The sequence below is a fragment of the Paenibacillus intestini genome (genome assembly GCF_030803945.1).
GTDB lineage: Bacteria > Bacillota > Bacilli > Paenibacillales > Paenibacillaceae > Paenibacillus > Paenibacillus polysaccharolyticus.
Genome location: NZ_JAURUN010000003.1, coordinates 816,632 through 830,545 on the forward strand (window position 1 = coordinate 816,632; position 13,914 = coordinate 830,545).

Annotated in this window: 16 protein-coding genes; 13 read left to right on the forward strand and 3 right to left on the reverse strand. The window is 47.8% G+C overall.

All coding sequences use genetic code 11. The annotated features are described in order from the left end of the window. The first annotated feature begins 80 nt into the window (after positions 1-80). The 4 genes from J2T16_RS12955 to lipB all read left to right on the forward strand — a co-directional run bounded on the left by J2T16_RS12955 (position 81) and on the right by lipB (position 4,434). Positions 81-1,109, forward strand: coding sequence for a thiamine pyrophosphate-dependent dehydrogenase E1 component subunit alpha (locus J2T16_RS12955; protein WP_090922468.1), 1,029 nt, complete (start codon positions 81-83; stop codon positions 1,107-1,109). A 2-nt stretch (positions 1,110-1,111) separates the two neighbouring features. Next, complete coding sequence (locus J2T16_RS12960; protein WP_090922464.1) at positions 1,112-2,098, forward strand: alpha-ketoacid dehydrogenase subunit beta; 987 nt, start codon at positions 1,112-1,114, stop codon at positions 2,096-2,098. Positions 2,099-2,135: 37 nt separating this feature from the next. After that, positions 2,136-3,611: a dihydrolipoamide acetyltransferase family protein gene (locus tag J2T16_RS12965; RefSeq protein WP_221788537.1), complete on the forward strand. Its 1,476-nt coding sequence runs from the start codon at positions 2,136-2,138 to the stop codon at positions 3,609-3,611. Positions 3,612-3,726: 115 nt separating this feature from the next. Next, the gene (lipB, locus tag J2T16_RS12970; protein ID WP_154888478.1) at positions 3,727-4,434 is read left to right on the forward strand and encodes a lipoyl(octanoyl) transferase LipB; all 708 of its coding nucleotides are present in this window, start codon (positions 3,727-3,729) and stop codon (positions 4,432-4,434) included. A gap of 27 nt (positions 4,435-4,461) precedes the next feature. Here the strand turns inward: lipB and prli42 are convergent, their stop codons facing one another. Beyond that, positions 4,462-4,563, reverse strand: coding sequence for a stressosome-associated protein Prli42 (gene prli42 / locus J2T16_RS12975; protein ID WP_090922458.1), 102 nt, complete (start codon positions 4,561-4,563; stop codon positions 4,462-4,464). Between the two features lie 81 nt (positions 4,564-4,644). On the opposite strand from prli42, the gene J2T16_RS12980 reads away from it, so the two are divergent. Then, a complete protein-coding gene (locus tag J2T16_RS12980) occupies positions 4,645-5,784 on the forward strand; it encodes a M20/M25/M40 family metallo-hydrolase (RefSeq protein ID WP_221788540.1) in 1,140 nt (379 codons plus the stop codon). Between the two features lie 119 nt (positions 5,785-5,903). Here the strand turns inward: J2T16_RS12980 and J2T16_RS12985 are convergent, their stop codons facing one another. Next, positions 5,904-6,041, reverse strand: a complete 138-nt coding sequence (locus J2T16_RS12985; protein ID WP_090922454.1) for a Z-ring formation inhibitor MciZ — start codon at positions 6,039-6,041, stop codon at positions 5,904-5,906. 155 nt (positions 6,042-6,196) lie between these two features. Here J2T16_RS12985 and J2T16_RS12990 point away from each other — a divergent pair, with 155 nt between their 5' ends. From J2T16_RS12990 to J2T16_RS13020, 7 genes are all read left to right on the forward strand, one after another. Then, complete coding sequence (locus tag J2T16_RS12990) at positions 6,197-6,790, forward strand: NUDIX domain-containing protein (RefSeq protein ID WP_221788542.1); 594 nt, start codon at positions 6,197-6,199, stop codon at positions 6,788-6,790. Positions 6,791-6,792: 2 nt separating this feature from the next. Then, the gene (locus J2T16_RS12995; protein ID WP_221788543.1) at positions 6,793-8,019 is read left to right on the forward strand and encodes an endonuclease Q family protein; all 1,227 of its coding nucleotides are present in this window, start codon (positions 6,793-6,795) and stop codon (positions 8,017-8,019) included. Between the two features lie 160 nt (positions 8,020-8,179). After that, positions 8,180-8,809, forward strand: coding sequence for a stage II sporulation protein M (spoIIM, locus tag J2T16_RS13000; protein ID WP_221788545.1), 630 nt, complete (start codon positions 8,180-8,182; stop codon positions 8,807-8,809). Between the two features lie 107 nt (positions 8,810-8,916). Beyond that, positions 8,917-9,384: a ferric iron uptake transcriptional regulator gene (gene fur / locus J2T16_RS13005; protein WP_090922447.1), complete on the forward strand. Its 468-nt coding sequence runs from the start codon at positions 8,917-8,919 to the stop codon at positions 9,382-9,384. A gap of 161 nt (positions 9,385-9,545) precedes the next feature. After that, complete coding sequence (locus J2T16_RS13010) at positions 9,546-9,788, forward strand: DUF4227 family protein (protein WP_090922446.1); 243 nt, start codon at positions 9,546-9,548, stop codon at positions 9,786-9,788. Between the two features lie 92 nt (positions 9,789-9,880). Then, on the forward strand, positions 9,881-10,771 hold the full coding sequence (locus tag J2T16_RS13015; protein WP_154888486.1) for a tyrosine recombinase: 891 nt from the start codon (positions 9,881-9,883) through the stop codon (positions 10,769-10,771). 183 nt (positions 10,772-10,954) lie between these two features. After that, positions 10,955-11,779, forward strand: coding sequence for a purine-nucleoside phosphorylase (locus J2T16_RS13020; RefSeq protein ID WP_090922442.1), 825 nt, complete (start codon positions 10,955-10,957; stop codon positions 11,777-11,779). 132 nt (positions 11,780-11,911) lie between these two features. On the opposite strand, the gene J2T16_RS13025 is transcribed toward J2T16_RS13020, so the two are convergent. After that, the gene (locus J2T16_RS13025; protein WP_341181032.1) at positions 11,912-12,463 is read right to left on the reverse strand and encodes a glutathione peroxidase; all 552 of its coding nucleotides are present in this window, start codon (positions 12,461-12,463) and stop codon (positions 11,912-11,914) included. Positions 12,464-12,791: 328 nt separating this feature from the next. On the opposite strand from J2T16_RS13025, the gene J2T16_RS13030 reads away from it, so the two are divergent. Next, a complete protein-coding gene (locus J2T16_RS13030) occupies positions 12,792-13,913 on the forward strand; it encodes a D-alanyl-D-alanine carboxypeptidase family protein (RefSeq protein WP_499018476.1) in 1,122 nt (373 codons plus the stop codon). Position 13,914: the final 1 nt, after the last annotated feature.

Below are 13,914 nucleotides of genomic sequence, written 5' to 3' on the forward strand. Positions count from 1 at the left end.
TTAAGCCAAGTCTTAGTACCAGGTTATAAGATCGGGTAGTAGGACTTGCAAAAGGCTTTGATTAAAAGGAGGTACCTCATATGAGTTCACAAGGTACTGCAGATGCGGTTCATCGACATCAACAACTGGGACTTACTGATGGAGAAGTTTTAGATATGTACAAATACATGCTGCTTGCACGCAAGTTTGACGAACGTTGCTTGCTCTTGCAGCGGGCGGGCAAAATTAACTTTCACGTATCCGGTGTAGGCCAGGAGGCAGCGCAAGTCGGGGCGGCTTTTGGTTTGGACCGTGATCATGATTACTTTTTGCCTTATTACCGCGATTACGGTTTCGTTATGGCCGTGGGTATGACACCGCGTGAGCTGATGCTGTCTGCCTTTGCCAAGGCCGAAGATCCAAACAGTGGCGGCCGGCAGATGCCAGGCCACTTTGGTCATAAGAAACTGCGTATCGTTACCGGGTCCAGCCCGGTGACTACACAAGTTCCTCATGCGGTCGGATTTGCTCTTGCTGCCAAAATGCAGAAGAAAGAGTTTGTTTCTTTTGTTACCTTTGGGGAAGGTTCAAGCAACCAGGGGGATTTCCACGAAGGCGCAAACTTTGCAGGTGTGCATAAGCTGCCTGTCATCATTATGTGTGAGAACAATCAATATGCAATTTCGGTTCCTATTCACAAACAGCTCAGCGGCAAAATCTCTGATCGTGCATTGGGGTATGGTTTCCCGGGACTTCGCGTAGATGGCAATGATGCACTCGAAGTGTACGCGGCTGTGAAGGAAGCGCGTCAGCGTGCTATCGCCGGTGAAGGTCCAACACTGATTGAAGCGATGATGTATCGTTTGTCTCCACACTCGACTTCGGATAATGATTTGGCCTACCGGACGAAGGAAGAAGTTGAGGAGAACTGGAAGAAAGACGGCGTACTTCGGATGAAAAATTATTTGATTGAATGCGGCATCTGGGACGAAGCCCGGGATGCGGATCTGGCTTCCCAGCTTGCGCTGGAAATGAAAGAAGCAACTGAATATGCAGACAATGCGCCATATCCTAAACCTGAGGACACGCTGACGCATGTCTATGCAGACAGCGAAGAAGGGGGACGGTAATCATGGCTATGATGGAATATATTGATGCAATCCGTCTCGCAATGAAAGAAGAGATGGAACGGGACGAGAATGTTTTTGTTCTTGGCGAGGACGTTGGTGTAAAAGGTGGCGTGTTCACCACAACCAAAGGGTTGCAGGATCAATTTGGCGAGATGCGTGTCATGGATACGCCATTATCTGAATCGGCGATTGCCGGTGTGGCTATCGGTGCAGCAATGTACGGCATGAAGCCGATTGCGGAAATGCAATATTCGGACTTTATGTTGCCGGCAACAAATCAGATTATTAGTGAGGCGGCCAAAATCCGCTATCGCTCCAACAATGATTGGAGCTGTCCAATTGTGATTCGAGCGCCAATCGGTGGCGGGATCTTCGGCGGCTTGTACCACTCCCAATGTCCGGAATCCATCTTCTTTGGTACACCGGGACTCAAAATCATTGCTCCTTACTCGGCGTATGACGCGAAAGGTTTGCTGAAAGCGGCTGTCCGCGACCCGGACCCGGTACTCTTTTTCGAAAATAAAAAATGCTACAAGCTGATCAAGGAAGATGTGCCTGAAGATGATTACATCGTTCCAATCGGTAAGGCCAATGTGCTTCGTGAAGGTGCCGATATTACAGTTATCGGGTACAGTCAGCCATTGCATTTTGTTATGCAGGCCGCTGAGGAGCTGGAACGGGAAGAAGGTATCACGGCACACGTACTGGATCTGCGTACGCTGCAACCGCTCGACCGTGAAGCGATTATCGATTCTGCCCGGTTGACAGGCAAGGTGCTGATCGTGCACGAAGATAACAAAACCGGTGGTGTAGGCGCAGAAGTGGCGGCGATCATCAGTGAGGAATGTCTGTTTGATCTGGACGCCCCTATTCAGCGTTTGTGCGGTCCAGATGTACCAGCTATGCCAATCAGTCCTACGCTGGAGAAATTTTATATGCTGAGCAAGGATAAAGCCAAAACAGCCATGCGTGAACTTGCAGCGTATTAATCGATAAAGATAGAACAAAGTTTGGAGTGATAAATCAATGGCTGAACGTATGAAATGGATCGAGGTCATTATGCCGCAGCTCGCGGAATCTCTGGTCTCGGCTACCATAGCCAAATGGTTGAAAAAACCGGGTGACCGTGTGGAGCAGTACGAGCCGATCTGCGAAGTCATTACGGATAAAGTGAATGCCGAGATACCGTCTACGGTGGATGGCATTATGGGTGATCTATTGGTGGAAGAAGGAACGACCATTGCGGTGGGTGAGGCCATCTGCCGTATGCAAGTCGTTGCTACGGATGAAGATACGGCGGAACAAGTTACACCTGTCGCGAGCGAGCAACAACAATCGCAGCAAACTCAAGTACAGCGTAGTGCAAGTCAATCTGCAACTACGGGTACACACGCAGCTGCGTTTGATCCGAATCAGCCGATGCGCCATCGTTATTCTCCTGCGGTACAATCCCTTGCAGCGGAGCATGGATTGAATCTGCAACATGTTCAGGGAACAGGGGCAGGCGGCCGGATTACACGTAAAGATGTGCTTTCTTATGTTGCACGGGGCGGCCAGGCAAACACAGAATCAGCGTCCGTACAAACATCTAATGTTGGTACTCAGGCTGCACAGGCTTCATCGTCTTCTCCGTTCAGTGGAATCAGAGATACCGGTGCAACTACGTCATCGATATCTATGAACGGTGTAACTGGACAGACAGTTCCTGCATCCGATGCGGGCGTTCCTGTGCGTCATTCCGGAATCCACCTGACCGAAAGTCCGAAAATTCCACAGATTGAAGTGGAAGGCGGCGGACAAGGAAGATCAGAATATTTTATCGATGTTACCCCGGTGCGTAATGCCATAGCGCGTAACATGCGTCAAAGTGTATCTGAAATCCCTCATGCGTGGACGATGATTGAAGTGGATGTAACCAACCTCGTCATGTTGCGCAATAAATTGAAGGATGAGTTCAAACGGAAAGAGGGCATTAACCTGACCTATCTTTCGTTTATGATGAAGGGTGTCGTCAATGCGATTAAAGATTACCCGATTATGAACTCAGTATGGGCTGTTGATAAAATTATTGTGAAGCGGGATATTAACTTGTCCATGGCTGTAGGTACAGAGGATTCGGTGCTTACACCGGTCATCAAACAGGCCGATCAGCGTAATATCGCAGGTCTCGCTCGCGAGATTGATGATCTGGCTCGCAAGACCCGTGAAGGTACGCTGAAGCTGGATCACATGCAAGGCGGTACATTTACAGTGAACAATACAGGTTCATTTGGTTCGATCTTGTCCCAGCCAATTATCAACTATCCACAGGCCGCTATTCTTACCTTTGAATCCATTGTGAAGAAACCGGTGGTCATTAATGATATGATCGCGGTGCGGTCCATGGCTAACTTGTGTCTTTCTCTGGATCATCGGATTCTGGACGGGGTCATCTGTGGACGGTTCCTGCAACGTGTTAAGGAGAACCTGGAAGGCTACAACATGGAAACAAAAGTGTATTAAGTTTATGATAGAATGACAGGAAAGTGTATGTGCCTCAGGCCGTGCACTTTTCTGGCTGTCTAGAGACAGACTTATTTTCATATATTAAACCATGGGCAGAAGGATGTGGGGAAACATGGGCAAACCGCTGAATGTGGCATACATACCGATGCTGGATTATGAAGCGGCATGGAATCTTCAGAAATCAATTGTGCAGCAACTGGACGAAGGCGAAGGTCCTGAACAGATGTTGCTTTTACAGCATCCACCAACCTATACCATTGGTTCACAGAACCATCCGGAGCATCTGCTGTGGAGTGAGGAAGAGCTGAAAGCGCAGGGCATCTCCTTGTTTCAAATTGATCGCGGCGGTGATATTACTTATCATGGACCGGGTCAATTGGTAGGTTACCCTTTGTTAGTACTTGGTCGGGATGAGGAGCTGGATCTGCATGCTTACTTGCGTAAGCTGGAGCAGGTGATGATCGATTATCTCGCTGATCAGGGCGTTGAATCTGAGCGCAAAGAAGGATATACAGGCGTATGGATCGGTGATCTGAAGATTGCGGCCATCGGCATTAAGTTTAATCGGTGTAAGCATCGACGTGGATTTGTGACGAGTCACGGGTTTGCTTTTAACATTACCTCAGGCATTCAACATGCTGGGTTTCAGGGTATCATTCCATGCGGAATTGAACAGTATGGTGTGACTTCTTTGGAGGATATCACGGGGAATTCATACACGGTTGAGCAGGTAGCCCGGGATATTGTACCTTATTTTCAGCGTATATTCCCATATGATCTGATATGGAGTACAGAAAAAGAAGCCCTCCAGCGTCTATAGCGTTAGAAGAGCTTCAGATCAGGGTGACTATCCGAACAGCAACGGTTCCAGTGCGATGAAAAGAGTGGAGCCAACCATAGCTGCCAGCATGAGATAGATCACAATTTTGAACCATTTCTTATTTTGCATGAAGAGAGAACTCCTTTCAGAACTTTTGAACAAGCCATAGTACCTGTATTGTACCGTATCTACGATAGGGAGGAAAGTCTAATGATTAATGAACAGCGTGTGATTCAGCATTTTATGGATCTGGTGCAGATTGATAGCGAAACAAAAAATGAGCAGAATATATCCAAGGTGTTAAAAGAACAATTCGCGGGTCTTGGTCTTCATGTCTATGAGGACGATACAATGAACGAGACAGGGCATGGAGCAGGCAATCTGGTCGTTACACTGGAAGCTGAAGGTGTGGCAGGTGTAGAAGGTGTAGAGCCGATGCTCTTCACATGTCACATGGACACCGTAACCCCCGGACAGGGAATCAAACCGGAGCTTGGTGAGGACGGATGGATTCGCAGTGATGGCACAACAATTCTGGGAGCGGATGACAAGGCGGGCATTGCAGCTCTGTTTGAAGCCATTCGTGTTATTCAGGAGAACAACATTCCGCATGGCAAAATTCAGTTTGTGATTACGGTCGGAGAGGAGTCGGGTCTTGTCGGTGCACGAGCAATGAATCCGAAAGATATCGATGCTTCCTTTGGTTATGCGCTGGATTCTAACGGAGCGGTGGGTACGATCTGTGTGGCTGCTCCAGCAAGAGCAGAAATTGAGATGAAAATCTATGGCAAGTCAGCGCATGCTGGAGTGAATCCGGAAGATGGAATCAGTGCCATTCAGGTTGCAGCCAAAGCGATTGCGGCGATGAAGCTTGGACGCATTGACGACGAAACGACAGCGAATATTGGCAAGTTCCAAGGTGGCTCTGCACTGAACGTGGTATGTGACTTTGTTCAGATCGATGCGGAGGCTCGCAGTATTGTGCAAGAGAAAATCGAACAGCAAATTGCCCAAATGCGTGAAGCATTGGAGACGACATGTCGCAAATATGGCGCAACCGCAGAGTTCCGCAGTGAGATTAAATATCCTGCATTTGGCTTCCATGACGACCATGAGGTGGTGCAACTTGCCCAGCGGGCGATTCGAAGCCTGGGGCTGGAAACAAGCACGTTTGCTTCTGGCGGTGGCAGTGATGCGAACATTTTTAACGGGTTCGGCATTCCGACGGCGAATCTGGCTGTAGGGTATGAAGAAATCCACACGACCAAAGAACGCATTCGCGCAGCAGATATTGTGAAACTGTCCCAGGTCGTTATCGCGATTGTGCAGGAAACGGCAAAAGGCAAATAAGTGATTGGGATATTTGATAGTCCATGAGACGATGTAATTGGAGCGTTGGTTGAAAAAAAGAAATGAAAGTCCGAATTTGGTGCAGACCGGGTTCGGACTTTTTGAACAATGGTGAAGCTCTAGCCTTTGCGTCCCGCAAGCATGTCGCTGAGTTTGGTTTCAGGGCCCCATTCACGCATCCACTGTCTAAGGATAAGCTGTACTTGTCTGGCTTGTCCGACTACATGCGCAGACTGAGGTGTGAGATAACTTTTCATTTGGTGAATCCCCCTTGGTTCTCGCTGTACGCATTAGACTTGTACACACGATAAAATTCTTATAGGCTCACCATATGCCTGAAATCACAGTTATATACTACATCTCAGTCCAATTGAACGAGTTTTTTACACATTTAAAAGGAGCTGAAGTACACATGAAATCCAAAACATCTGCTGCATCCATCTATGCACCTCAACCTGGGAATCCCAAACTTGACGAAGTGACGGTATCCACCAAGCCGATCTTTGAAGGCAAAGTGATTTCACTTCAGGTAGACACAGTGAAGCTACCGAACGGACAGACGGCGACCCGAGAGATTATCAAACACCCAGGAGCGGTAGCGGTACTGGCATTGAGGGGAGATCGTATGCTGGTCGTGGATCAATATCGTCAGGCGATGGGACGTACCGAAGTGGAAATTCCTGCGGGCAAGCTTGATCCGGGTGAAGAGCCGGAGGTGGCTGCAGCGCGTGAACTGAAGGAAGAAACGGGATATGAAGCCAAGTCGCTCCGTCATCTGCGGTCTTTCTACACCTCACCAGGCTTCGCGGATGAGATCATTCACCTGTATATCGCCGAAGAGCTGGAAGCTGGAGAGATGGCTCTGGACGAAGATGAGTTTCTTGAAGTATCGGAGATCACGCTAGAGGAAGCGTACAAGCTGATGGACGAAAATCGAATCAGTGATGCCAAAACGATGATGGCTGTGTATGCCTGGGATATTTACAAAACGACAGGACGGTTTTAATCATGCAAAATCAAAAGGGAACGCTACCGCTGTGGGAGCCGTGTTATGCGGATCTGCATATCCACATCGGACGCACGTCCCGTGGTGAGGCAGTTAAAATCAGCGGCAGCCGTGACTTAACTTTTGAGAATATAGCCCGGGAGGCCTCCACTCGTAAAGGAATTCATTTGCTTGGGGTCATTGATTGCCATTCTCCGGTTGTGCAGAGGGATATTGAGGATCTGCTGGAGAACGGTACGATGTCTGAGGTTGAGGGCGGCGGTATTGCGTATCAGGACACCACCATTCTGCTCGGAACCGAAATCGAGCTTCGCGAGCCTGAGATGCGTGAGTTCCACATGCTCGCCTACTTCCGTGATCTGGGTACAATGAAGTCTTTTACAACCTGGATGGCACGTTATATGAAAAATGTAAATCTCAGCTCCCAGCGGGTATATGTACCTGCTCTTGAGATGCAAGCGGAGATCAAGGCACGCGGCGGGTTGATTGTACCCGCTCACGTGTTTACACCGCACAAGGGCATTTATGGTAGCACAGCGCCACGTATGGGAGATGTGCTGGACACGAGCCTTGTGGATGCGGTTGAACTGGGTCTAAGCTCTGATTCCTCTATGGCGAGTTACATTCGGGAACTGGATCAGGTTCCGTTTCTAACGAATTCGGATGCACATTCGCTAGGTAAAATCGGGCGGGAATACAATGAGTTACAGATTGCATCGCCTTCTTTTGACGAATTCCGTATGGCATTGCTAGGGAAAGAGGGAAGAAGGATTGCGGCCAATTATGGTTTGAATCCAAGACTCGGTAAGTATCACCGGACCTATTGTGCAGCATGTGGTAGCGTCATGGATGAAAAGGATCTGTCTGCTGAATATTGTTCTCTTTGTGGTAGCCCCAAGCTAGTTCAAGGGGTGCTGGATCGTATTCTGGCTATTGCTGATCGTGAGCAACCGGAGCTTCCTGCTGATAGGCCACCATACTATTATCAGGTTCCGCTTGAGTTCATTCCAGGGCTTGGTAAAGCCAAGCTGCGTCAACTGCTGGATCGTTTTGGAACAGAGATGGCTGTCCTGCATCGTACAGATGAAGCTCAACTAGCCGAGGTCGTTGGTCCGGTTCTCGCTGAATTGATCGTAGCGGCTCGTAATGGTGGGCTGACATTGTCCTCTGGCGGTGGGGGCACATACGGTAAGGTCTCAACCAAAGAGCAGACATCTCAGAAAATGTAGAACGAGTATAATGTGTAGAGCGGGTTGTTATAATTCGGACAAGAAGTCATACAGGTGAGCCCAGGTTCATAAGCTGAATCATAAGGATGATTAAGTCTAACGTTTGATATGTCTTATATCTCCTTGCAGCAGGATAACCGGAAAGGGGACTCGTACCTGTATGCGTTCTTCTTATTTTACGTTCAAAGGGCAAACCTCGTTATATGTATTCGTCGCTGTCTTGTTTCTGGTCGGTGTCATCTTTGGCGCATTGATGGTCAATGCTCTTTCCTTGGAACAGCGCCAGGATCTCGAGGCCTATTTGGGCAATTTTTTCATGACGGTGCAACATAGTTCGCAAGGGACAGAGCACACCGCTTATTGGGATATTGCCATGCTTCATCTAAAATGGGTCGGTTTAATCTTTATTCTCGGCTTGTCTGTTGTAGGTTTACCAGGCATACTGGTTCTGGATTTTTTAAAAGGGGTGCTGATCGGTTTTACCGTAGGTTACCTCGTTGGACAGTATTCGTGGAAAGGGCTGCTGTTTGCACTTGTATCCGTAGCGCCGCATAATCTGTTCGTCATCCCAATCCTGCTGATCTGCAGTGTAGCTGCGATGACGTTCTCGTTATATATCATACGTAATCGCGTTTTGATGCAGCGCTCACCAGGCCGCCAAAGACCGTTTGCTTCCTATGTTATTTTGACGGTGGTTATGGCGGTATTGCTGCTTGGGGTGGCCTCTTTTGAAACCTGGATAACCCCCGCAATGATGCGCTGGGTCACGCCGATGCTACTTCCTGTCTAGCTTGTACTACATGTCCTAAAATGTTGACTTTGATATTGAACTCCCCCTATAATGAAAAGAGTGGGTTAAGTTGCAGTGTGCAATGATTTCCTAGGGGGAGGGAGAAAATGGAAGCACGGATCGATAAAATTAAGCAGCAACTACAGTCCCAAGGTTATAAATTAACGCCCCAGCGGGAAGCCACCGTAAGAGTACTTTTAGAGAATGAAGAAGATCATCTGAGTGCAGAGGATGTATTCATGCTTGTTAAAGAAAAGGCTCCCGAAATCGGTCTGGCAACCGTGTACCGTACCCTCGAACTATTGAGTGAGTTGCATGTTGTAGAGAAAATCAACTTCGGCGACGGTGTAGCGCGTTATGATCTGCGCGGAGATACATCCAAGCATCACCATCATCACTTAATCTGCGTGCAATGCGGAAGTATGGATGAAATACGTGAGGACTGGCTTGGACCGCTTGAAGAACGACTGGAGCGGGAATTTAACTTTTCGGTAGTAGATCACCGACTGGACTTTCATGGAATTTGTTATCGTTGCAAAGCTAAAAATGAACAAAAGCCCAAAGATGAAGAATAACATAGCCTATCTTCAAGCTCTCACCGGCGGTTTTGACGGGGGAGCTTTTTTGGTCACGAACCTGGCTTATGGTTCACTCGTCAAGGCATATTCCCGGACATTTGGACATACCCTGTTTCAAGAACGATACTGGACTTGAAATACGGGAGGGGACAGTTCCAATGATTATATCTGTGCGGAGAGGGCTCCGTTTTATACGATTTATTGTATTTTTTGCTGCGCTGGTGTATCTTTTCTACCACGTACTCGATCTGTTTAACGGCTGGATTTCACCTGTGGATCAGTATCAGATGCCAACGGGCAATGCGGTTAAGGTATTTCAGGAAACGGATTGGCCAGGCACGGGAGAAGCACGTCCTACGATGGCGGAGCGCCTTCGTCTCTTCTATTGGTACGGTGAGTAGCTGCAGGCGTGGAGAGTAGCTCCGACAGTCAGGGATGCAAATACGGAAGCAGCCTGCCGTTTGGCATTGCTGTCAGATGAGGAGTGTTGTACATGAATCAGACCATACACGCCTATGCTTTATACCTGGAAGAAGATAAAGGGATGTCGAGCAGTACGCTGGAATCCTATCTTCGAGATGTGGACAAGTTCGTTGAATTTGTGAAAAAGGAATATGGAATCCGCGAGGCGAGTGAGGTTAGACGAACACATGTTGTGTTATTTGTGGGTCAGCTCAAACAGGACGGCCGTGCGAATGCAACGATTGCTCGCAGCATCGTGTCTTTGCGATCGTATTTCCATTTTCTGATGCGGCGCGGCGAGATTGTACAGGATCCTACGTTTGATGTGGAAGCACCCAAGGCCGACAAGACACCTCCCCAAGTTCTTACCATTCCGGAGATCGAACTGCTGCTTGCCTCTCCTGATGTAAGCTCTCCGCAAGGCGTTCGAGATCGAGCCATGTTGGAGCTATTATATGCTACGGGCATCCGGGTGTCGGAACTGATTGCGCTGGATGTACGGGATGTCCAGCCTGGTATGCGCTTCATTCGTTGCGGAGGAGCGGGTAAAGAGCGCATTCTTCCGATTGGTGCACCGGCTGCCCACTGGGCGAGCGTATATATAGACGAGTTCCGTGAACAATTGCTTAAAGCAGGAACGGACGAGCAGGCATTATTTGTGAATGTATCCGGCAGACGATTAACCCGTCAGGGATTCTGGAAGTTGCTGAAAAAATCTGCTGTGGACGCGGGGATCTCGGGTGAGATTACACCGCACACACTTCGCCATTCATTTGCGGCTCATCTCATTGCAAACGGAGCAGACACTCGTGCGGTTCAGGACATGCTTGGTCATGTCGAACAGCCCGGACAGCAATACAGTCAGCATGGGCGCAAGACGATGAAAGAAATTTATGAGACCCATCATCCACGTGCAAAATAAAGCTTAACGCATGGTTCGCACCTTTAGCGTTTTAAGTTAACTTATATTTGAAACCAACCAACGCCGTTATACATACGCGGGTTGCATGTTAATTTCTGATTTCTTACGCCAACACAGGCGTAGACATGACAACCTTGCTGAATCTTAAACGGTTCGTTACTACTCAAGGAGGAACAACATCTTATGACAACACTAAACCAACAGATGATTGCAGAGGCGGCAGCCTACATTCAAAGCAAAAGCTCCATCAAACCGGAAGTCGGTTTGATTCTCGGGTCAGGGCTCGGCGTTCTGGCTGAACTAATTGAGGATGGCGTTAACATTGCGTACCAGGATATTCCGCATTTTCCGGTGTCCACTGTAGAAGGACACGAAGGCGAACTGTTGCTTGGTACGATTCAAGGCCGTCCGGTTGTGATGATGAAAGGCCGCTTTCATATGTACGAAGGATACGGCCCGGAATTAACGGCATTCCCGGTACGTGTCATGAAAGAGCTGGGCGTGAGCAGTCTGCTAGTAACGAATGCAGCTGGTGGCGTAAATACTTCTTATCAAGCAGGCGACTTGATGCTCATCTCCGATCATTTGAATATGACTGGCAAAAACCCGCTAATTGGTCCGAATGATGCTGCGCTTGGCGTACGCTTCCCGGATTTATCCGAAGCCTACAGCCGTCGTTTGCGTGCACTTGCTAAAGATACAGCGGCAACTCAAGGTTTTAATGTGCAGGAAGGTGTGTATGCAGGTCTGCTTGGCCCTAATTACGAAACTCCAGCAGAGATCAGAATGCTTCGTACCCTCGGTGCCGATGCAGTAGGCATGTCCACCGTTTCCGAAGTGATCGTAGCGCGTCATGCGGGCATTGAAGTGCTCGGCATTTCTTGCATCAGTAACATGGCAGCGGGGATCTTGGATCAACCTTTGTCACATGATGAGGTAATGGAAACGACGGAGCGTGTACGTGAAGCTTTCTTGGCGCTCGTGCTGGCGGTTATTCCTAAGATGTAATGTTGAACTGAAGATGAACAAAAGCGATCTTTAGTTTGAAGGACCTAATAAGGAACAATTCATTGGATGATGTTTGCTCAATGAGCTGTTCCTTTTTTTATAATATGAAATATGAGAATGATGATATTCACTTTAGATGGAGAGCAATGATTGAATGCTTGGTTCAATGTCAAATGGTTCCGTCGTTGTCTCAAATCTTCCTCGCACCTGACCGTTCTGATCGATCAAAAATTTAGTGAAGTTCCACTTGATCCCATCACCCTTGTAGATATCAGGGAATTTTTCGTTTAGAAAATGGTGCATCCATTCTCCGCTAGCCGTTTCGGTGTCAAAGCCTAGAAATGGTGCTTGTTCGGTTAAAAACTGAAAGATATGATGAGCGTTTAGCCCCCTGACTTCGATTTTTTCAAATAACGGGAACGTTAACTTCAATCGATTTTCACAATGAGCTTTCACTTCCGAATTGTCCCCTGGCTCTTTCTCATTAAACTGGTTACACGGAAATGCTAGAATCTCGAAACCATAACGCTGGTACTTTTCGTACAGCTGTTGAAGTGTCTCGAATTGACGAGAGTAGCTACACTTACTGGCTGTGTTAACAACAAGCAGTACCTTTCCTCGGTATATAGTTAGATCAGTTAGCCTGCCATCTATGAAATGGACTTTTTTGTTATAAAAAGACATTGGAATCATCCTCCTAAGTTATTTCAATTGTGACATATACATCATAATCTGATATCACTCATAGGGGAAACATATATAAATGATAAATAAAATAGGTAAATCCTATAAATAATCTTCTCAAGGCCTAGTGTTCGTTTCAAATCAGTGTGTATTCAGATAAAAAAGTTAGGGAAAACCTGCTGAGATTGGAATAATTTACTTCAAACCCGCCGACAATGGATAGCAGTACATGCGAGGACTTACCACCGCGCTATTCATTTGAGGAGGGAACCTAGTGAAAAAAAGAATAATGGCATCGTTCATGACCCTTTGTATGCTGCTACCCGTAATGGCATCTTCTGCTTTGGCTGAGGAAACACCCAAGGCTGCTGGCGGGGCGGATTTGGCTCCATCAGCACGTTCAGCCATTCTGATGGATGCAGATACGGGAACTGTTATTTATGAGAAAAACAGTCATGATCAGCTGCCTCCGGCGAGCATTACGAAAATTATGACCATGTTGCTTACCATGGAAGCGATTAGTTCAGGCAAACTGAAGTTAACGGATAAGGTAAGAACGAGTGAATATGCGGCGTCTATGGGGGGCTCACAGATCTTTCTGGAGCCTGGGGAAGAGATGAGCGTGGATGATATGTTAAAAGGTATTGCCATGGCCTCCGGCAATGATGCATCTGTAGCCATGGCCGAGAAGCTTGCTGGTTCGGAAGAGGCTTTTGTACAGATGATGAACGAGCGTGCGCAGGAGCTGGGCATGAAGGATACACGTTTTGCCAATGCGAACGGTCTGCCGGTGGATAATCATTATTCCTCTGCGCACGATATCGCGGTGATGAGCCGCGAACTGCTGAAACATCAGGGCATTACGAAGTATACCGGTGCATATCAGGACTACTTGCGTAAAGATTCCGAAAAGCCGTTCTGGCTCGTGAATACCAACAAACTGGTGCGTTTTTATCAAGGGGCAGATGGTTTGAAAACGGGGTACACGTCCGAAGCGAAATTCTGTCTGTCGGCTACAGCTTCTAAAGATGGGCTGCGTGTCGTTGCGGTAGTCCTTGGCGAGCCGAATACAAAAACCCGGAACAGTGAAGTATCCTCCATGTTTGATTATGCATTTGCTCAATATACGATGAAGGCGTTGTACAAAGCAGGTGATCTGCTGGGTAGTCTGAAAATTGAAAAAGGTGATGTCGCGGAGATGCCGCTGAATGCTGCACAAAACTACAGCGTTCTGATGCGTAAAGGTGCGAAGTCGACAGATATCCGCCATGAATTGATTGTAGCCAAAGAATTGAAAGCTCCAGTCAAAGCGGGTCAGAGTGTGGGTAAGCTCGTCGTATATCAAGGCAACGAAGTGATTAAGGAATTCGATATCCAGGCTCCGCAAGACGTGGGTAAGGCAGGCTGGTGGAAGCTGTTTAAACGCACAACCTCGAACTTGTTCGATTAGT

Coding starts and splice junctions, on each gene's coding strand:
- J2T16_RS12955 (WP_090922468.1), top strand. CDS start 81: ATGAGTTCACAAGGTACTGCAGATGCGGTTCATCGACATCAACAACTG.
- J2T16_RS12960 (WP_090922464.1), top strand. CDS start 1,112: ATGGCTATGATGGAATATATTGATGCAATCCGTCTCGCAATGAAAGAA.
- J2T16_RS12965 (WP_221788537.1), top strand. CDS start 2,136: ATGGCTGAACGTATGAAATGGATCGAGGTCATTATGCCGCAGCTCGCG.
- lipB (WP_154888478.1), top strand. CDS start 3,727: ATGGGCAAACCGCTGAATGTGGCATACATACCGATGCTGGATTATGAA.
- prli42 (WP_090922458.1), bottom strand. CDS start 4,563: ATGCAAAATAAGAAATGGTTCAAAATTGTGATCTATCTCATGCTGGCA.
- J2T16_RS12980 (WP_221788540.1), top strand. CDS start 4,645: ATGATTAATGAACAGCGTGTGATTCAGCATTTTATGGATCTGGTGCAG.
- J2T16_RS12985 (WP_090922454.1), bottom strand. CDS start 6,041: ATGAAAAGTTATCTCACACCTCAGTCTGCGCATGTAGTCGGACAAGCC.
- J2T16_RS12990 (WP_221788542.1), top strand. CDS start 6,197: ATGAAATCCAAAACATCTGCTGCATCCATCTATGCACCTCAACCTGGG.
- J2T16_RS12995 (WP_221788543.1), top strand. CDS start 6,793: ATGCAAAATCAAAAGGGAACGCTACCGCTGTGGGAGCCGTGTTATGCG.
- spoIIM (WP_221788545.1), top strand. CDS start 8,180: ATGCGTTCTTCTTATTTTACGTTCAAAGGGCAAACCTCGTTATATGTA.
- fur (WP_090922447.1), top strand. CDS start 8,917: ATGGAAGCACGGATCGATAAAATTAAGCAGCAACTACAGTCCCAAGGT.
- J2T16_RS13010 (WP_090922446.1), top strand. CDS start 9,546: ATGATTATATCTGTGCGGAGAGGGCTCCGTTTTATACGATTTATTGTA.
- J2T16_RS13015 (WP_154888486.1), top strand. CDS start 9,881: ATGAATCAGACCATACACGCCTATGCTTTATACCTGGAAGAAGATAAA.
- J2T16_RS13020 (WP_090922442.1), top strand. CDS start 10,955: ATGACAACACTAAACCAACAGATGATTGCAGAGGCGGCAGCCTACATT.
- J2T16_RS13025 (WP_341181032.1), bottom strand. CDS start 12,463: ATGTCTTTTTATAACAAAAAAGTCCATTTCATAGATGGCAGGCTAACT.
- J2T16_RS13030 (WP_499018476.1), top strand. CDS start 12,792: ATGGCATCTTCTGCTTTGGCTGAGGAAACACCCAAGGCTGCTGGCGGG.